Genomic DNA, 19206 nt, shown 5'->3' on the forward strand with positions numbered 1-19206 from the left:
GTTTTCTGTCACTTATGCCTCGTCTTTTTTACTCAGCCTATAAATTGAGGTGAGCGAATTAAGTAAACACTATTCCTGACTGCTGATGACTATTCCTGTGAGGATACGCGTCTACGGAAAAGTTGAACAGAACTATAGCCGATGACGAACAATAGGATCGTCGCTTGCATGACCAGCGTCACCTTATCGGAGATACCGACCTCTCGCTGCATGCTATACGAACCCGTCGTCAGCGCGCCAAACAACAATGCAGCAGCAACCGTCACCAATGGATTCAATTTTGCTAATAAAGCGACAGCAATCGCAGTATAGCCGTATCCCGGCGAGAAGTTGAGGAACAGTCGACGCGTCAGTGCTGTGAGTTCGAGTGCCCCGCCGAGTCCCGCGAGGGCCCCACTGATGAAAAAGACGCGGAGCGTATTCTGCACAATCGAGATCCCCGCGGCTTCTGCAGCAGCCGCCCCTTCTCCCACGGCGCGGAGTTGAAACCCGAACGCCGTTCGGAAGAGAACAAATGTAAGAACAATCGCTAATACAACGGCGATAACAATGCCGAGGTGGACCCGATGCGGTGGGAAAAGTCGAGGCAGAAATACCCATTGGACGATCCGATCGCTCTGCGGACCGCGTTGCGCTGCCTCCTGCAGTGGTCCCCCATCTATCATCATACTCACCAGATGGAGCGCGACGTAGTTCAACATAATCGTGCTGATAACTTCGTTGACCCCGCGCGCCACTTTGAGGATCGCAGGGATGAGTCCCCAGACGCCACCCGCGGCTGTGGCGAGTCCGAGGCACAACGGCACTGCAATCCACGGGGTTTGCGGAAAAATTGGAGCGAGTTTCGTACCAAACCATGTCGCCGTTAGCGCGCCTATTAGAAATTGCCCTTCAGCACCGATGTTCCAAATCCCGCACCGAAACGCCATAGCAACGGAAAGCCCTGCCATCAGAAACGGCGTGCTTTTCACGAGCGTCTCTCCGAACTTCCTCCCTGTCCCGAACGCGCCACTCACCGCGGCTTGGTAAGCCTCTAATGGGTTATAGTGACAGAGCACCATGATGATGGCGTTTACGACAAACGCGCTTACGAGAATCAAAACGGGCGTTGCGATCCATTGAATTTTTAAGGTATTAAATCTGGACATTGTTCTATACGGGCTGGGAAACCCAGCCCCTACGACTCCACAATGGTTTTGGGTAAATTCCCACGCGACTAAGGATCTATTTGATTCTCAAGAGTCTCTCTGCTCTGTATGCTCCGTTATTTCTCCGTGTGGGTTTCTCCAGTCATTAACAATCCGAGTGCCTCGATGTCGTTGCGTTGCGCTGTTGCTTCGATCAGTTTGCCTCTCGACATGACATAGAGTCGATCACTCAACAATAAAACCTCATCTAACTCTGTTGAAATTAACAGGATAGATTTTTTTGCGTCGCGTTGTGCCAACAAATTCTCATGGACATAGCGAGCGGCGTTGACATCTAAACCGCGTGTCGGATTCACAGCAATAAGGAGATCGGGGTGCAGCGAGATTTCTCGGGCGAGGACGAGCTTCTGTTGATTGCCGCCGGAGAGTGAAGAAGCGGGTGTATCGGCAATGGGTGGACGGATGTCGTAATCCGCGATGAGTTGGTCTGCTGTCTCCTGCTTCCGCTTCTGGTTGAGGATATTCCACTGCGCTATGTTTTGCAGGTGGGTCACGTTCAATAAGAGGTTTTCCGTAACTGAAAACGCGGCAATAACACCTGTTGTCTGTCTATCTTCAGGGATATAGCCGACCCCGCGCTGTCGCACTGCCTTGATCCCTTTCGGAGTGGCACCCAAAATACCTATTGTCCCAGCGGTACTGGGGCGTAAGCCCATGATCGCCTCGGCGAGTTCACGCTGCCCATTGCCATCTACGCCTGCGATACCCACAATTTCACCGCGATGTGTCGTCATTGAGACATCCGATACCGCAACCTCATCACGATTGCCGAGCACCGTCAAGTTTGAAAGCTGCAGCACACGCTCTGGGGAATCGCTTTCGAGATGCGGACTGGAAACCGAGCGTTCAACGTCAGTGAGGTCTTCTCCGATCATCTCCCGCGCCAACTCACGAGCCGTCAGTTCTCCCGTTGGACCGAGGTAAACTTTCTTGCCACGTCTTAAGACGGTAATTCGATCGCTGATGCTCAAGACCTCTTTCATTTTGTGGCTGATGAAGATAATCGCGCGACTATCGGCTTGGAGTTTGCGCAGAATTGTGAAGAAACCTTCTACCTCCTGTGGGCTCAGAACCGCGGTGGGTTCATCGAGTATCAGGATCCGGGCATCAACGGCGAGTGCCTTGAGGATTTCAACTCGCTGTTTTAAGCCGACTGAGAGTGTCCCGACCAGTGCGGTTGGATCCACGGTGAGACCGAACCGCTCCGAGAGTTCTTCAGTAATACGAATAGCGTCCTCTTTCTTAAAGCGAAATTTCCGAAACCATTCCTTGTAATTGTTGTCTACTGACGCGCCTCCTGCACGATTGGAACGTAATTGTCCAAGAGCCAAAGCGATATTCTCAGCGACCGTCAGGTTCTCAATCAGCATAAAGTGCTGATGCACCATGCCGATACCGTTCGCAATCGCATCCCGTGGAGACTTTGCCCGAAACCGGTGCCTCCAGTTTTCGCGATCGGTAACGTAGATGCGTCCCGAAGACGGTTGGTAAAGCCCATAAATGAGATTCATCAGTGTGGACTTCCCTGCGCCATTCTCTCCCAGAATCGCGTGGATTTCACCGGCTTGGAGTTCAAAATCTACAGTGTCAACCGCGACGAGATCGCCGAAGGTTTTCGTAACGTTCCGAAGTTCAAGTATGCTTTTTAAATTATTTAATCTGGTCATCGTTCCAAATGTAAAGCAAAGACAAATTATGCCATTTAAGGAAACCTAATTTCATTTCACGATGGTTTTCGGTTAAGTTTAACTGTCTCTGAACGATGAAAGGCTTCTTAACAATTGGAATATTGGCAGCAACTTCGAATCCATCGTAAAAAAAGACTAACCGCTGACAGTTTCTATTCATGAAGACACCCACTCCTCTGCTCTTGCCGGTGTTAATTCTCCATCGTAAGCGATAACCCGAAGTGCGACTTTCCAGCGCTCACCCGCTGGTGTTGATACGGCACCCGTCCACGTCGGGTTATAGAGTGCCATCCCGTAATCCCGAATGAACCATGGACCCCGAACATCTTCATTAAGGATGCTCATAAAGACCCCAAACGCTCCATGTCCTGCCAATACGTTCTGATAGGCAACAAAGTCGGAGTCGCCTTCGTGAACGACCTCGACACCCCCTTTGCGTCTGTTGTCACCCAGCACAATGCCGCCCATAACAGGCAGGAGTCTCGGTTCAACACGGATACCGATGCTTCCGAACTTCGTCTGCGGGTATGTCACAGCACCGTAAGCCGCTATTTTTTCGCTCGTCATATCGCAGACGGTAGCATCCTCAAGGGTGAAAAGATTGACAGTGCGGATTTCGTCAATCATCGGTTCTTCGTTCTCATCTCGCCAGATAACATTTTGAACGAACTGCACGCCATCGGTATGGGGTGTGATGTCAATTGCTTTCTGTGTATCCATCCGTCCCAATTTCTCAAAGACTTTATCTGTAAAGGAGCGGCGCGGCGGTGATGCCCAGAAACCCGCCTCTCTGTCGCCGACCTGCACGGGTCCCTGCCCGACGAAAATTCCGTTGTGGAACGGATGGTCGAAGGCGAATTCCTGAACAACGGTATGTCCCGCTGGCGTATAGAACGGGAAGACGAACGGACGATAAAAATTCGCACCGACACCCCCCAAACAGCGACCTGTCTCGCTTTGGACGACTAAATGTGTTCTCGCATTTACCTTGACTTCAAAATTGTTTTTCATATCGCCTCATCAGAATTATCGCGTTGTGTTTCGCGTTGCGTATTCCTAAAAAGTATACGTTATTCGTGCAGACGCGTCAACAGAATTGTTGTAGATTTTTCAATTTTCGGAAGGAGTCGCGGGGTAAAACCGGAATCGGAGAGCCTTCTACAGTGACCAATCATTGCTTGACAAAATATTTTTTTCACGTTATTTATCAAACTCACGTTAAAAATATTTCCACACCCCTTTACTTTTTTCGTCTAAACATGCTATACTTTATGAAACATTTCTGTGAAGTAAGGAGAAATTTTGACGTGATAAAAATATCCTATAAGTTACGAAATAACATTACAATCCAGGCATTATACCTATGCCTTTGCATCAGTGGACTCATGCTGATCGGGAACCCGAACCTTGCGGCAAAAGGACATGAAAAATTTAAAGTCGCTATGCTACTTCCGGGTTCAATCAGCGATGCGGGGTGGAACGCTTTAGCGTATGAAGGCCTCAAAGCGATTGAAGAACAGCTCGGTGCGGAAATCAGCCACGCCGAGACCCGAACCCCAACAGACCAAGAAGAACAATTCCGCGCGTATGCACTCGACGGTTACAACATCGTGTTCGGACACGGATACGAGTTCCAAGATCCCGCAAAAGCGGTTGCCCCTGATTTTCCTGAGACGATTTTCATTACCTCGTCGGGTGGCACAATCACCGATAACATCTCACCTGCCAATTTCCGTGTTGAACAGGCAGCTTATCTATTAGGGGTGATCGCAGGTATGATGACCAATACAAACAAACTCGGTGTCATGGGCGGACAGAACATCCCATCTGTCAATAGCACGTTTATGGCGTTTGAAGGTGGTGCGAAAAGTGTGAATCCCAAGGCAGAGGTATCTCGGGTATATGTTGGGAACTGGGAGGACATCGGCAAAGGGAAGGAACTCTCACTTGCCCAAATTAATGAAGGCGTTGACTTCCTTTTTCCGAATGCAGATGCAGCAGGACTCGGTGCTTATGAAGCCGCTGAAGCTGCCCAAAAACAGGGAAAAACTGTTTACGCCTTCGGCGCGAACCGAGACAAAAGCGATATTTCCCCAGAAGTCGTCATTGCAAATGCTGTGATTACGCCCAATGCGTTTGTGCAGATTGCCAAGATCATTAAGGAAGGCGAGTTTAAGCCCCAGATCTATACGTTCAACATGCTCACGGACGAGGCGATCACGCTCACCTATAACCCCGTCTTGAAGGATAAGGTGCCGGAAGACGTGCAAAAAGCGGTTGAAGCAGCGAAAGCCAAAATCCTCGCTGGCGAGTTGAAGGTGCCGCAAATTGATTTCAGTGAAGAGGAGTAATCTATTTTATCAGCCTGAATCTCGGATTTATAGGAGTTTGGCTGGAAGAATGGAAGAGGGAAGGATGGGAGGTTTAGTGCAATGACGCACACAATGGAAATTGACGGTGTTGAAGTTGCTTTTTCCGAGGGTGAAACCATCCTTGAAATAGCGCAACGCTATCAGACAGAGATTCCAACGCTCTGCTATGACCCAAGGCTTGAGCCTTTCGGTGGGTGTCGCCTGTGTATCGTCGAATTAGAAGGTGCGCGAAATCCGGTGGCATCTTGCACGACGGAAGCGACACCGGGGATGGTCGTCCGAACAGCAACGGATACAATAGAGGCGTATCGGAAGACGCTGCTTGAAATGGTGATTAGCGAGAATCGCGAAGTCGATGTGTCTCCACTGCGCGGTTATGCGTCTGGCGAACTCACAGACCTTCGGGATAGATATGGACTTAACGACACCCGTATAACAGGAGCGACATCTGGCACGAGCAAAACCGATGAAAACCCTTTCATTCTCAGGGATTACGAACTCTGCATTTCCTGCTATCGGTGCGTCCGCGTTTGTGCTGAACAGGAAGGCGATCACGCGATCAACGTTATGAATCGCGGTTTCCATACGCAGATTACGACTGAATTTGATGGAGCTCTCAAGGATTCTGCTTGCACTTTCTGTGGACAGTGTATTCAGACCTGTCCGACTGGAGCACTCGGCGACAAGAAGGCGCTACGGCATGCGGAGTCGGAATTACAAATCCCGTCTACTGAACCCGATATTGAGAAAACACGCACAATCTGCCCCTACTGTGGGGTCGGCTGTTCTGTCGATATACTGACGAAAAACGAAAAAATCGTCGGTATCCATCCGGCAATGGACGGACCCGCCAATCAAGGTGCGCTCTGTGTTAAAGGGCAGTTCGCTTACGACTTTGTGCAGCATTCCGATCGACTGAAAGCCCCACTCATCCGCGGTGACGATGGAGAACTCCACGAAGCCACATGGGAAGAGGCACTTGACAGAGCAGCTGAGGGGTACCGGAAAGTCCACGCTGAACACGGTAGGTATAGCATTTACGGGATTGCCTCTGGACGCGCACCGAGTGAAGCTGCGTATCTCATGCAGAAGTTTATCCGTGCTGGGTTCGGGACGAATTACATCGACAACTGTAGCCGTGCCTGACACGCCCCGACCGTTGCCGGTCTGGCAGCGACAATCGGACGTGGGGCGATGTCGAACCCGCTCGTTGATATGCAAAAGCCGGATGTAATTTTCTGCATCGGTACGAATATGACGGAGTGTCATCCCGTCGCGGCAACGGGGTTGAAAAAGGCTGTCGCCCGCGGTGCGAAACTCATCGTCGCGGATCCGAGACGTATCGGGTTAGCGGAGATGTCGGATCTCTATCTGCCGCTCCGTGTCGGTTCGGACACCGCACTACTTCTCGGAATGGCGCACGTGATTGCCCGTGAAGGCTTAATTGACGAAACGTTCGTCAAAAACCGAACCACAGGGTTTGATGACTTCTTTGAGCATATCAGCCAGTGGACACCGGAATGGGCGGAAGCGATCACAGAGGTGCCAGCGAAGGATATTGAGACCGCAGCGCTGTGGTATGGCACAGCGAACAGGGGTGCCATCTACTATACGTTAGGGATTACGGAGCATATCTGTGGTGTTGAGAACGTGCAAAGTCTCTGTAATCTCGCTCTGATGACGGGCAATATCGGGCGTGAAGGAACGGGTATCAACCCGATGCGGGGTCAAAATAACATTCAAGGCGCGGGAGACAGCGGTGCGTTGCCAAACAACTACCCCGGTTTCCAAGCCGTCACCGACCCAGAATATCAGGCGAAATTCAAATCGGCATACGGCAGAGAGGTTGACTTGGAGAAAGGTATCACCAAAGTCACCGCCTTAGAACTCTGTGGCGATAGCATCCACGCGATGCTGATTGATGGCGAGAATACGTTGCTATCCGATCCCGATCGGGAACACTGTGAACACGCGCTCCGCTCATTGGAGCATCTCGTTGTCATTGACATCTTCCTCACTGAAACGGCGGAACTCGCCGATGTCGTGCTGCCAGCAACGGCATGGGGGGAAACGGACGGAATCTGCACAAATACGGAACGTCGCGTCCAACGCCTCCGCGCTGCAGTCCCGGCGCCCGGCGACGCGAAACCCGATTGGTGGATTATATCTCAAATTGCGCAACGTCTCGGCTTTAAGGGCTTCGATTATAACACGCCAGAACCGATTTTCAATGAACTCTGCGAACTTTCACCGATTTATGCGGGATTGGATTGGGAACGTATCGACAAAGGTGCCACGGACACCTTCAACAACCAGTGGCCCGTGCCGCACAAAGCGCATCCCGGCACACCGAGATTACACGAAGAAACGTTCGTGAACGGACGCGGTATCTTTTCCAATGTGCACTACCGAGATCCCGCGGAGACGATTAGCGATGATTTCCCGGTATGGCTCACAACAGGGAGACGCTTGCAATCCTATCACACGCGCACGCAGACCGGCAGATCCGAGGGAATTGACTACCTATTGCCAGAGGAATCCTTGGAGGTGAACCCGACTGACATCGAGGAATGGAACCTCACAGACGGGGAATGGTGTAAAATGAGCAGTGCCCGTGGAAGTATCACTATCAAAGTGAAATCGACAAACCGTTCTCCGCGCGGCACAGTTTTTGCGAGTTTCAGCTTCGCGGATGTCCCCGTCAACCTATTGACGGGTTCTGGTTACGACCCAATTACGCACACCGCTGAATTGAAGGTGTGCCCTGTCCGGTTGGAGCCTCTTTAGTTGGTTGCCAGTTATCAGTTGTCGGTTAAGGGCGGTTTGTGCCATGAAAGACGTTGTATGGGTTGGGGATTCGCGTGAACGGCTGAGGCGATTTCCCAAAGAGATCAGACGATCAAATGGAGGGGACATATGTGTGATGATGTGAAGTTTGAGAAAAGCAGCGGTAACGTGTTTAAGAATATAGGTTTTTCTGATGAAGAGGCCGAAGCCTTGTCGTTTCGGACGAAGCTAACTTTTGAAGTATTTACACTTCTCAAGAAGTCTCAGTTGAAACACGCGAAGGCTGCGAAACTATTGGCGGTTGACCTGGCAGACATCTTGAAACTCAAGAACGGGGACGATGATCATTTCAGCTTGGCACACCTTGCTGATTTTCGGGACCGGTTAAAAGGTTATATGGAAAGTCGGGTTCAGCTATCAGAGAACGACGATATGCAAAATGCAACAGACGGACTTGGAGTTGGAAGATGAGTTGGAAATCACGCTGGTCAGAAGAGCACCCGGATGCTGAGGCTTTAAAACAACAGTTAACATCTGAAGGCTTTGATGCCTATCAATGGACAGGCCGTCCCGGTGGTGCCTATCTCGATTATATTCACACGCAAGATGAAGTCGTTTGTGTGTTGTCCGGCACGGCTGATGTGAAAGTTGCCGATGAACAGGGAACCGTTGAACCCGGGGACAGGATGGATGTTCCCGCAAACACCTATCATTCAATCACTGTCACAGGCGGAGAACCTCTCGTTGTTCTAACAGGAATGCGAAGCAATTAAGACTTTTAATTTATGGTTCTCTGCCCCGCTCTCCATTTCATTACGAGCGGATTTCTGGTGAAGTCGCAACTGATATAATACCACTTCTAAAAGTTTATATTGCATTAGCAGCCCCTGAGTGCACAGACTAACAGTCTATGCTACAAGCATGCACGAACTGAAGTTTATGCTACAATTTCAATCAGAAATGGTATAAGAATATGTCCGGAAACCTATCATCAAAAACCAAGCCTGTAACGTAGTGGAAGGCGACTCGAACACGAAAACTGTTCAGACCTGAGACACCGTTACTTATCCGCAAGGAAAATTAAAAATATGAATATTATTGTTAAAACGGGTGGGTTTGCCCAAGAGCAGACGGATGTCATTGCCCTCGGTATCTTGGAAAACCCAGATTTCTATAGCGCGCCTCTCCAGAACATAGAACAGGCACTCGGTGGGCGGATTCGTGAAGTGATGAACCTCGGCGATTTCACAGGTAAACACAAAACCACCAATTGGCTCTATACAAACGGCACTATCACGGCACCGCGGGTGCTGTTGGTCGGGTTGGGTGAATATCACGATCTTACTGTCGAGAAGGTACGTGAGGCAGCAGGAACTGCCGCGAAAGCGATCCGCGATAAGGGGTTGCGGACCGCCGCAATTCCGATTCCCATCGAAGCGACGCCTGAAATGATTCAAGCTGCCGCAGAAGCAAGCCTTCTTGCACTCTACCAGTTCAACGAACACAAAACGGACACCGATGATGACGATAAACAAAAGAAACTTGAATCTATTACGTTTTTAGTTGACAACGATCAAATTAAAACAACCGTAGAAGATGCCGTGGCGCGCGGACAAACGATAGCCAACGGCACGCTTCTCGCTCGAGACCTCAGTAACCAACCCGCGAACTATCTCACACCGATACAACTCGCTGAAAAGGCACAAACTGTCGCAGAAACAGCAGGACTCAATTGCGAAATATTTGACAAAGCGACCCTTGAGGAGAAAGGGTTCCGGACGCTCCTCGCTGTCGCACAGGGGAGTGTAGAAGAACCGAGATTCATCATTCTGGAATACACGCCGGATGGCGAAGGTCAAGACACTGTCGTGCTTGCTGGAAAAGGGATTACTTTCGACACGGGGGGTATCTCGCTCAAAGGTGGAAGTGGTATGCACGAGATGAAGCACGATATGTCGGGTGCGGCTGCAGTGCTCGGGGCAATGCAGGCGATCGGTCATCTGAAGCCAAACGTCCGCGTCATCGGTGTGATTGCGGCGACTGAGAATATGCCGAGTGGGACTGCTGTGAAACCGGGTGATGTCGTTACTTCTTACGGTGGCAAAACGATTGAGATCCTCAACACTGATGCTGAGGGACGGTTGGTGTTGGCAGATGCGCTTGGATGGGTGACGCAGTATAATCCGAAGGGGGTTGTTGACTTAGCCACGCTCACGGGTGCCGTAATTACCTGTTTAGGACATATCGCGGCAGGCGCGATGACTACGGATCCCGAACTCATGGCGAAAGTGAAATCGGCAGCCGTGAAGACACATGAACGGGTCTGGGAATTACCGCTCTGGGACGATTACGATGAAGGGGTTAAAAGCAAGGTCGCGGACGTTCAGAATATCGGTGACGGCACTGCTGGGACGATTGCGGGCGGTGCGTTCCTGAAGAAATTCGCGGAAGGCTATCCGTGGGTTCATCTCGATATCGCTGGCACTGCTTGGGGGATGAAAGGTTCCTCCTATATCCCTGAAGGTGCGTCCGGCTACGGCGTGCGGTTGCTGGTGCAACTGGTCGAGGATTGGTAGTCTATAGTTGTCGGTTATTGGTTATCGGTTATCAGTTAAAGAGATTCTTGACTGAACCAAACCGCCTCTTTAAACGACGACCGAAAGGAAATCTGCTGCGCAGATTTCCGTACTGACAACCGACAACCATCCACTATCCTTCGGAACGGATCTGGATTAACTTATTAACAGCGTGGATGTAAGCCCGCGCGCTCGCCTCAATGATGTCCGTGCTGGCACCGTGCCCCGTGATGATGTTTCCGTTGTCCTGTACCTTTAGCGAAACTTCACCGATAGCGTCTTCACCTTCGGTTACGGAACGGATCTGATAGTCGATGAGGTTTAGTTGAATATCGACAATTTGGCTAATCGCCTTAAACGCCGCATCCACCGGTCCATCTCCAGTTGAGGCTCTCTCGACCACACCATTTTCCGTCCGAACACCGACCGTCGTTGTCGGTGAGATTCTCGTTCCACTGACGACTTGGATATAATCCAACTCAAAAACAGCCGGGATCGAGCGAATCTCATCGCTCATGATCGCCTCAAGGTCGGCATCCTGGACTGCCTTTTTCTTATCAGCGACCCTCAGGAATCTTTCATAGACTTGGTCCAACTGATCCGCGTCCACTTCGTAGCCGAGCTCGTTGAGTCGGTGTCGGAGGGCATTGCGTCCGGAACGCGGGCTGAGAACTAGTTGACTCTCTTTCCAGCCGATCTCTTTCGGATCAATGATTTCAAAGGTCACGCGCGATTTGATAATACCGTCCTGATGGATACCCGAACTGTGTGCGAATGCGTTTGCACCGACGATCGCCTTGTTGGGTTGAACGGCAATACCCATCGTCCGACTCACACGTCGACTGATCGGGACGATTTCCTTCGCGTTAATCTCTGTGTAATACGCTTTGAAGTAATCCCGTCGGGTTCGGATTGCCATGACAACCTCTTCCAGTGAGGTATTACCAGCACGTTCTCCGAGTCCGTTGATCGTGCACTCCACCTGCCGCGCCCCTTGCTCAACCGCTATGAGACTGTTCGCGACTGCTAAACCGAGGTCGTTATGACAGTGAACACTAATAATGGCATCGTTAACATTCGGGACATTCTCCATGATGCCTTTAATCAAGTCCCCGAATTCTGTCGGCACTGTCCATCCGACGGTTTCTGGGATATTGACGACGGTTGCCCCCGCTGCGATGGTTGCTTCAACGACTTCATAAAGAAACGCTAATTCCGTGCGTCCCGCGTCCATCGGTGAGAATTCAACATTCGCGTCTGGGTGTCCTTCACACAAACTCTTTGCATAAGCGACTGCGTCGGTTGCCATTCGAAGTGTATCTTCAGGGGTCGTCCGTGTGATACGTCCCATGTGAATCGGTGATGTTCCCACAAAAGTGTGGATACGGGCACGTGGAGCGTCCTTAATAGCTTGCCATGCGGCAGTAATGTCCTTCTCCACAACACGAGAGAGGGCACAGATCTCCGGTCCTTCAACTTCGTTAGCTATCCGTTCGACGGCATCGAAATCTCCCGGTGACGAGATCGGGAATCCGGCTTCAATAATATCAACATTTAATTTGGCGAGGTGCTTGGCAATCTCCAGTTTTTCCGCAATACCGAGAGCAGCACCGGGGGTCTGTTCAGCATCGCGAAGTGTTGTATCGAAAATATAGACTTTCTGCGGGTTGTTTTGAAAATCGTCCAAGGCTCTATTCCTCCAAATATTTGATTTTGTATTTCTTGGGTGGCAGTCAGTTGTCGGAAACCATCGGCAGTCGATAACTTGCTCGTGAGAGTTAGAAACATTCGTAACTCCCACGAATTTCCTGCTGACCGCCGACCGCCATTTACATTTCGCGACCAACGGCGACAGCAATCGCTTTCAATTCCTGCATCAAGGTCTCAAACTGATCTGGGAACAGCGACTGCGCCCCATCCCCCGTCATTGAATGATCTGGATCGTGATGAACTTCCAGTAGCAAACCATCAGCGCCTGCTGCCACAGATGCCTTTGTCATATCACACACGAGACTTCGGATACCGGTGCCGTGGCTCGGGTCAACGATAATAGGCAGATGGCTCAGTTCGTGAATAACAGGCACAGCATTCAGATCAAGCGTGTTGCGGGTGTGCGTTTCAAAGGTTCGAATACCGCGTTCACAAAGAATGACATCGGGATTGCCTTCTGCGAGGATATACTCAGCAGCAAGGAGCCATTCCTCAATTGTCGCGGACATCCCACGCTTGAGGATGACAGGTTTCTGTGCGCGTCCGACTTCACGCAACAGATAGAAGTTCGTCATGTTCCGCGTGCCGAGTTGGAACATATCTGTATATTCACCGACGAGTTCGACTTCGTGGGGTGTCATGACCTCGGTGACGATGCCAAGCCCGGTTTCGGCTTTCGCTGCCTCCAGCATTTTAAGAGCTTCTTCGCCGTAGCCTTGGAAACTATACGGTCCGGTTCTGGGTTTAAAGGCACCCCCTCTGATGAAACTCGCGCCGGCGTGTCGGACCTGCCGTGCAATGGTTACGATCTGTTCCGTGCTTTCTACTGCACACGGACCGGCAATGACGGGGACCTGACGTCCCCCGATTTTTGTGCCGTTGACGCCAATAACCGTCGGTTCATCCCGAAACTCACGGCTTGCCAATTTGAACGGTGCCGTAATTGGCATCGTTCGATCGACACCAGACATTGACTCTATCGGAATATCACCAAGCAATGTTTTATCTCCTATGACACCGATGACAGTGTGTCTTTCACCGACTGAGACTTGTGCCTTCAATCCGGCGTTTTCGATCCGTTTTACAACGGCATCGACATCTGCTTGTGTCGCATCGGTCTTGGTAACGATTACCATGCTTTTCAACTACCTCCGCCTTTTTAATGGTTTTCAGTTTTCAGTTAAGAGGTTTTTCGTTTACCAATTCTCTCTTTATACTGATGACTGACAACCGATAACCATTCTTTCGATAAATGATGACCAGTACACCGAAAAATAATTCTGTCTGTCGCAAATCAAACTCGGTTAAAAAAAATACCCAACATTGAAATCTATTTCAACGCCGGGTGGTGATAATTGAATCCGTTAGTTTTTGTATTATGGGCATCGCCTACGAACCTTCACCACCTGTCGTTGCTGTACAAATATAAGTACAGATAAAGATACAGATACAATCCAAAAAAGCCTGCAAACACGCCACGGCTTGTAAACGGGGTAAAAAGAGACCATACGTAGCGGGAAGTGTTCCGTGAAGAGACTGGAGCCATCCGGACATGAGGTATCTGTACTGTGGTTGTATTCCGTTGAAGCGTTCGCATTATCAAGTTCCTAAAAATGAGGCAGTCAAAAGCCTCGCCCTTAATGTTCTGCAAGCAAAGTCCGCTATTAGCGCGGATATTTTTATTATTATAACCCAACTTGCTACCTATGTGATTTTAGACGCATGAACACCGTTCTTCAGCCAAAAGCGATCATTTTTGTGAAAAACTGAGTGCATTCCCTGCCATTTTCAGCACGAAGAGGCACAGGCTAACGGTCTCCTATGCTACAAACTGGCAACTTAGGTTATTATAACGTAAGACGTTATTTCTGGAAAAGCGTTTAAAATTTCGCAGGGAATAGCGTTTTGAAAAGGGACGCTGTGATTTCCTGTAAAACAGTTAAATCTATTATATAATAACACACTTTTTTATGCAAGTCAAATTTCTTTTTTCCAACCGTAGGCGTGAAGTCAATCCGCACCTAATAAAATAGCATTGACTCGTAAATTGAGATGTGCTAATATACCAAAAGAGGAAACTATGGAGAGAACTATGCCGAAACAAGAACATTTTACACCGATTACCCTTGGGATTATGGGCGGGTCTGCTTCTGGAAAGACAACGTTCGCGAGTGCCTTAGCGGAACAACTCACGGAATACTCGCCTGTCGTGCTAAATCAGGACTCCTATTTTCGCGACTGGTCGGAATACTCCGAGGCAGAACGGGAACGCGTCATTACTGCGAATCACCCGGATGCCGTTCTATGGGATGCTCTCATCGCAGACATCAAGAAACTCCGCGATGGCGATGTGATCTACACACCCACCCCGGGCACGCGTGCCGCGCAACGCAGTGCAGAAAAAACGAGCGTGCAACCGAGCGAAGTCGTCATTGTGGAAGGACACCTCATCTTCTGGAGTGAAGATTTACGAGACTTGATGGATATCAAACTGTTCCTTGATGTAGATGCGCATGAACGGGTCCTGCGACGAATGCTCCGTGATGTCGCACAACGCGGCGGTGATTTGGAGTGGGCTATCAACTGGTATCGGCGCGATGTCCTTCCTAATTTTCCAGTCTATACCGAACCCTGCAAGCAATACGCTGATCTGATTATCCCCTTTCAAGATGAAAACCCGGTTGCCTTGCGCACGCTTGTTGCCGGAATTCGCGCTCGAATCAAAGAAAATGGATCGGCTTAGCGGTTAAGAGTCGCGGCAAAAATTTCTATCTCTCCCTTTCTACCCATCAAAGTCATTTTGACATCCACCCAATGCCATAGCGGCACAGACGATGCCAATTTGGCAAACCCGTTTTTCCGTCCTATTCTCTCAAGGTTCCCATGTTTTCGGCAGGGCTGAGTCCCACTCGCGCCTTCTACCATGCTTTATTGGTGGGTTTTAGAATTAATTGAACACGCTACACCACAGCGAGGTTAGGCAACCTCGCCTACCGGGGACGGTGACGCTGCGGTGCAAGTTCCCGATGAAATGTTCACGTATTTTCGGACTTTACTAGAAAAATAAAAGGCAGTTTTGGCACGGAATTTGCTCTATATGCAAACAGTGAGGCAAATACCTTCAGATTGCCTCAGAAAAGATTGGCACGAAAATTGCAATCCATTTGGCATAGAACTTGCATCTAACATCTACAGAAACAAAAATCAAAAGGAGAAAGAAAATGACTTACTTGACCTTACGCAGACCGATGAGAAATCCGTTCAGTTTCCACAACGAGGTGGGACGGATTTTTGGAGACTTCTTCGCTTCTCATGAAGGGCGGACAGATACAGAGGAAACCTCTTGGATACCCACGGTGGACATCTCTGAAACGGAAAACGGATATGAAATTCGAGCCGAACTTCCCGGTGTCTCCGAAGATGATGTCAATGTCTCCGTAACCGACAACGTCCTCACCCTTAAAGGCGAGAAACGGCAGGAAGCGGAAACGGAAGGCAAAAATTACCGCCGTGTAGAAAGACGATACGGCAGTTTCCAGCGGAGATTCACACTCCCATCGGAAGTAAAGACGGACGACATCAAAGCCGAATTTGGCGACGGTGTGTTGACGCTCTCCATCCCGAAGCCGGAAGCCGTGAAACCGACCGAGATTCCTATCACAACTGCATCCTAATACGTTTACCATAACACAAAATAAAGAAGGCTGGCGCGTGAATGTGCCAGCCTTCTTTATTTTAATTTTACCTTGCGGAGGAACAACGTGCGTTCTATCTATTACGTGCGTTTCTTAAACTCGCCTGCGCCGTTGTTGCAGGCTACCCGATGCCTGCTACGCCTCTCCTTTGTCTTTGACACTCCCACACGTAAACGAGTAGGATTCTTGCTTCCGTCTCTCGTGCCTCTGATTGAGGACTTACTTGGACTCCACAAGCGTTTAGACTCTCGGTCTGCCCGACCGCGAGGTATTTGGCGAGAAACGAAAGAGGGGTAAAGGTATTTTAACCGAAATATATGTTCTTCGTTTCTCTAATGTTTTGAGTGATTTCGCACCAGCACCACACACCTTTCCACGGGTGAGGGATAGGACCCAATCAGAGATTGATTGGGGTGGAAACCCTATCCACGATGCTGGTATCATTATACCACAAAAGCGCGGTGTTTGTCGAGTTTTTTTACTCGAAAAAGTACGAATCACGTGGGTTGGACCCCGGGGAATGCCATAAGGCATTCATACCGTTGATTTGTCTAAAGCATTCGGATTGTTAAGTGCTATCCTTCAAGACGCCGATATAGAGAAGTGCGGCGAGGATTGCCCCGATAAACGGTCCTACGAAATAGAGCCAGATGTCTGCGTAGTTACCACTGACAACAGCAGGTCCCAGCGTCCGCGCCGGATTGAGCGAAGCTCGTGTCAAGGGTCCCCCCATGACGATGCAAAACATCAGACCTAACCCGATAGTGAGTCCTGCGAAGTTCCCCGCTTTTCCGCTCACGGCGGTATTGAAAATGGTATTGACGAGGAAGAAGGTGAGTACGATTTCGACGATAAGCCCTTGTGTTGCAGTAACCGTGAAGGCCCCACCATTCGCCTCTGTGGTTAGAATCGTCACGCCCAGATCGCCAGGATCAGGTAGCACGACGTTAAGCAGCACTGCCCCCAAAATTCCGCCAAGAAACTGCCCAATCCAATAGCCGATAGCTACGACAAATTCTATTTCACCTGCTATCAAGAAGCCCAGCGTCACAGCTGGATTGATATGTGTACCGGAGATATGCCCATACGCGTAAATAAACGCTATAACAACGAAGCCGTGGGCGAATGCTGCCCCGATTAAGCCACCTGCACCTATCGCTACTGCGCCTGCACCGATGAAGATCAGTGCGAAGGTTCCAACAAACTCGGCAATTAAGTTTTTCGTATTCATGAAACTCCGCTATGAGTATCCTACTCTAAAATGGTAAAATCTGTTGGATTGATACCTTCTTGTTTCGGTTATTCCAGCCTTCCAGTGTTGGAATAACTTGTGTACTGCATCCATTGAAACCCAATTGTTTCCCAATATGTGCGATGATAAATTTATTATACCTTAATTTTACATCAAACTTTGGACAATATTATAGCATTTATGTGGCTTCGTCAAAAGTTCCAATGGTATCGCGTAGTTAAAAATTGTGGACATTCAATCTATGCTATGCTATGCTAAACACCACAGAATTTCATAGATATTACACAACAGAGGAGAAACGATGGCAACCAACGAAGACTACACTTCGCGTGTGCCGCATTATACGTTCCCAGATACATTAGAGGAGCAGGAAGCAGCATTGGAGACGAATCCACTGATGCAACGGCTCAACGCTTATCGGAAAACGTATGAAGGCGATCCGCACCGTCCGATTTATCACTATATCAATCCTGAAGCGATGCTCAATGACCCGAACGGTCTCTGTTTCTGGCAGGGACGCTGGCATCTCTTCTATCAGGCATATCCGCCTGAAGATACACGACAGCACTGGGGACACGCAATCAGTGATGACCTTATCCACTGGCGCGACTTACCCTATGCGATATATCCGAATCCGGAAAGATGCTGCTTCTCCGGCGCGACGGTTGTGGAGAAAGATCGTGTCATTGCGATGTATCACGGAACGGTTGTCGGTAATATGGTAGCAGTGTCAAGTGACCCGTTGCTGCTCAATTGGGAAAAAGTCGCTGGCAAAGCGGTTATCCCATCGCAACACGCCGACGGCACAACACCGGTCTATCGCGTTTTCGACCCATGCATCTGGAAAAAAGACGGAATGTATTACTCGCTGTCGGGTGGCACACTCCCACACGGACCGGGCGGTAAACGGGTGCGTGCGAATTTCCTGCTCCGTTCAGCAGACCTCGCAAATTGGGTCTACCTACATCCCTTCCTTGAAGATGATATGTACACCTTAGTCGGCGATGACGGCGCGTGTCCCTACTTTTGGCCCATCGGCGACCGGCACATGCTCCTTTTCTTTAGTCACATGAGTGGCGGTCAGTATCTGCTCGGTGATTATGACACCGAACGCGACAAGTTCATCGTGACAGCAGGTGCGAAAAACAATTTCGGAGCGGCATCACCTGCGGGTGTTCATGCCCCGTCTGCCACACCTGATGGTAATGGGGGGCTTATCGTTATCTATAACATGAATCCGGCGAAACCTACCAAGGGGTGGAATCAGATTATGACGTTGCCGCGTCGTTTGACGCTCCTCTCCAGAGATGAAGTCGGAGTTGAACCTGCTGGCGACATCGAATCGTTGCGGTATGCGCACCAGCATGTCGATGCGATGACACTCCCCGCAAACGAAGAGGTCGTGCTGGAAGGCATAAACGGCAATGCCATGGAACTTGAGTTGAAAATTGATGTAAAATCAGCACCGATGGTTGAACTCAACGTTCTCCGGTCACCGCAGAAGGAAGAGTTCACCCGCATCGCCTTTTACAGAGAGCGCGGTATGCGTAACCCGGATATACCCGATCGCGTTCGCGATAGTTTACTCACGATCGACTCATCGTATTCATCGCTCGCATCGGATGTTCTCTCACGCGCGCCCGAAACCGGAGCTGTCTCCATTGCACAAGACGAGACGCTGAAATTACGGGTGTTCGTTGACAAGAGTGTTGTAGAAGTCTTCGCGAATGGGAAGCAGTGTGTAGCGATGCGCGTTTATCCCGACAAGGAAGAGAGTGTCGGTGTATCACTGCGATCACAAGGGCAATCCTGTGAACTTAAATCGTTGGACGCTTGGCAGATGCAGAATATATATGAATAAATGCCAGTAGACACAGTATTATACCGATTATGGAAGAACTAAAATAGGAGAAATTAC

General features: G+C 49.8%; 15 protein-coding genes. 9 read left to right on the forward strand and 6 right to left on the reverse strand.

The annotated features are described in order from the left end of the window. Positions 1-89: 89 nt before the first annotated feature. The 3 genes from F4X88_18450 to F4X88_18460 all read right to left on the reverse strand — a co-directional run bounded on the left by F4X88_18450 (position 90) and on the right by F4X88_18460 (position 3907). Positions 90-1148: an ABC transporter permease gene (locus F4X88_18450; protein MYA58269.1), complete on the reverse strand. Its 1059-nt coding sequence runs from the start codon at positions 1146-1148 to the stop codon at positions 90-92. Between the two features lie 116 nt (positions 1149-1264). After that, on the reverse strand, positions 1265-2875 hold the full coding sequence (locus F4X88_18455; GenBank protein MYA58270.1) for an ABC transporter ATP-binding protein: 1611 nt from the start codon (positions 2873-2875) through the stop codon (positions 1265-1267). 177 nt (positions 2876-3052) lie between these two features. Beyond that, the gene (locus F4X88_18460) at positions 3053-3907 is read right to left on the reverse strand and encodes a hypothetical protein (protein ID MYA58271.1); all 855 of its coding nucleotides are present in this window, start codon (positions 3905-3907) and stop codon (positions 3053-3055) included. Positions 3908-4155: 248 nt separating this feature from the next. Between F4X88_18460 and F4X88_18465 the strand changes: the two genes are divergently transcribed. The 6 genes from F4X88_18465 (at position 4156) to F4X88_18490 (ending at position 10631) form a co-directional block, all read left to right on the forward strand. Next, positions 4156-5247, forward strand: coding sequence for a BMP family ABC transporter substrate-binding protein (locus tag F4X88_18465; protein ID MYA58272.1), 1092 nt, complete (start codon positions 4156-4158; stop codon positions 5245-5247). An 81-nt stretch (positions 5248-5328) separates the two neighbouring features. Beyond that, on the forward strand, positions 5329-6414 hold the full coding sequence (locus F4X88_18470; GenBank protein MYA58273.1) for a molybdopterin-dependent oxidoreductase: 1086 nt from the start codon (positions 5329-5331) through the stop codon (positions 6412-6414). A gap of 48 nt (positions 6415-6462) precedes the next feature. Next, positions 6463-8055, forward strand: a complete 1593-nt coding sequence (locus F4X88_18475; GenBank protein MYA58274.1) for a molybdopterin-dependent oxidoreductase — start codon at positions 6463-6465, stop codon at positions 8053-8055. A gap of 129 nt (positions 8056-8184) precedes the next feature. Continuing rightward, positions 8185-8526: an XRE family transcriptional regulator gene (locus F4X88_18480; protein ID MYA58275.1), complete on the forward strand. Its 342-nt coding sequence runs from the start codon at positions 8185-8187 to the stop codon at positions 8524-8526. Then, complete coding sequence (locus F4X88_18485; GenBank protein MYA58276.1) at positions 8523-8828, forward strand: cupin domain-containing protein; 306 nt, start codon at positions 8523-8525, stop codon at positions 8826-8828. The genes F4X88_18480 and F4X88_18485 overlap by 4 nt, the downstream gene beginning before the upstream one ends. A 315-nt stretch (positions 8829-9143) precedes the next feature. Next, positions 9144-10631: a leucyl aminopeptidase gene (locus F4X88_18490; GenBank protein ID MYA58277.1), complete on the forward strand. Its 1488-nt coding sequence runs from the start codon at positions 9144-9146 to the stop codon at positions 10629-10631. 133 nt (positions 10632-10764) lie between these two features. Here F4X88_18490 and F4X88_18495 read toward each other — a convergent pair whose 3' ends face one another. Beyond that, positions 10765-12318 carry a 2-isopropylmalate synthase gene (locus tag F4X88_18495; GenBank protein ID MYA58278.1) on the reverse strand — a complete coding sequence of 518 codons (1554 nt, stop codon included), beginning with the start codon at positions 12316-12318 and terminating at the stop codon, positions 10765-10767. 142 nt (positions 12319-12460) lie between these two features. After that, positions 12461-13477, reverse strand: coding sequence for a 3-deoxy-7-phosphoheptulonate synthase (gene aroF, locus F4X88_18500; GenBank protein ID MYA58279.1), 1017 nt, complete (start codon positions 13475-13477; stop codon positions 12461-12463). Between the two features lie 956 nt (positions 13478-14433). On the opposite strand from aroF, the gene F4X88_18505 reads away from it, so the two are divergent. Beyond that, on the forward strand, positions 14434-15084 hold the full coding sequence (locus tag F4X88_18505; GenBank protein MYA58280.1) for an AAA family ATPase: 651 nt from the start codon (positions 14434-14436) through the stop codon (positions 15082-15084). 478 nt (positions 15085-15562) lie between these two features. Continuing rightward, complete coding sequence (locus F4X88_18510) at positions 15563-16015, forward strand: Hsp20/alpha crystallin family protein (GenBank protein MYA58281.1); 453 nt, start codon at positions 15563-15565, stop codon at positions 16013-16015. Positions 16016-16604: 589 nt separating this feature from the next. On the opposite strand, the gene F4X88_18515 is transcribed toward F4X88_18510, so the two are convergent. Beyond that, entirely contained in the window at positions 16605-17267 is a 663-nt protein-coding gene (locus F4X88_18515; protein MYA58282.1) for an aquaporin, read from the reverse strand. A 322-nt stretch (positions 17268-17589) separates the two neighbouring features. Here F4X88_18515 and F4X88_18520 point away from each other — a divergent pair, with 322 nt between their 5' ends. Continuing rightward, a complete protein-coding gene (locus F4X88_18520) occupies positions 17590-19149 on the forward strand; it encodes a glycoside hydrolase family 32 protein (protein ID MYA58283.1) in 1560 nt (519 codons plus the stop codon). The last annotated feature ends 57 nt before the right edge of the window (positions 19150-19206 follow it).

It is taken from the genome of Candidatus Poribacteria bacterium, from assembly GCA_009839745.1.
Lineage (GTDB): Bacteria > Poribacteria > WGA-4E > WGA-4E > WGA-3G > WGA-3G.

What these genes read in the sequence shown, in the direction of transcription:
- F4X88_18480 (MYA58275.1), top strand. Translation starts at nt 8,185, where the DNA reads ATGTGTGATGATGTGAAGTTTGAGAAAAGCAGCGGTAACGTGTTTAAG.
- F4X88_18465 (MYA58272.1), top strand. Translation starts at nt 4,156, where the DNA reads ATGCTATACTTTATGAAACATTTCTGTGAAGTAAGGAGAAATTTTGAC.
- aroF (MYA58279.1), bottom strand. Translation starts at nt 13,477, where the DNA reads ATGGTAATCGTTACCAAGACCGATGCGACACAAGCAGATGTCGATGCC.
- F4X88_18490 (MYA58277.1), top strand. Translation starts at nt 9,144, where the DNA reads ATGAATATTATTGTTAAAACGGGTGGGTTTGCCCAAGAGCAGACGGAT.
- F4X88_18475 (MYA58274.1), top strand. Translation starts at nt 6,463, where the DNA reads ATGTCGAACCCGCTCGTTGATATGCAAAAGCCGGATGTAATTTTCTGC.
- F4X88_18520 (MYA58283.1), top strand. Translation starts at nt 17,590, where the DNA reads ATGGCAACCAACGAAGACTACACTTCGCGTGTGCCGCATTATACGTTC.
- F4X88_18455 (MYA58270.1), bottom strand. Translation starts at nt 2,875, where the DNA reads ATGACCAGATTAAATAATTTAAAAAGCATACTTGAACTTCGGAACGTT.
- F4X88_18505 (MYA58280.1), top strand. Translation starts at nt 14,434, where the DNA reads ATGCCGAAACAAGAACATTTTACACCGATTACCCTTGGGATTATGGGC.
- F4X88_18510 (MYA58281.1), top strand. Translation starts at nt 15,563, where the DNA reads ATGACTTACTTGACCTTACGCAGACCGATGAGAAATCCGTTCAGTTTC.
- F4X88_18470 (MYA58273.1), top strand. Translation starts at nt 5,329, where the DNA reads ATGACGCACACAATGGAAATTGACGGTGTTGAAGTTGCTTTTTCCGAG.
- F4X88_18460 (MYA58271.1), bottom strand. Translation starts at nt 3,907, where the DNA reads ATGAAAAACAATTTTGAAGTCAAGGTAAATGCGAGAACACATTTAGTC.
- F4X88_18450 (MYA58269.1), bottom strand. Translation starts at nt 1,148, where the DNA reads ATGTCCAGATTTAATACCTTAAAAATTCAATGGATCGCAACGCCCGTT.
- F4X88_18485 (MYA58276.1), top strand. Translation starts at nt 8,523, where the DNA reads ATGAGTTGGAAATCACGCTGGTCAGAAGAGCACCCGGATGCTGAGGCT.
- F4X88_18515 (MYA58282.1), bottom strand. Translation starts at nt 17,267, where the DNA reads ATGAATACGAAAAACTTAATTGCCGAGTTTGTTGGAACCTTCGCACTG.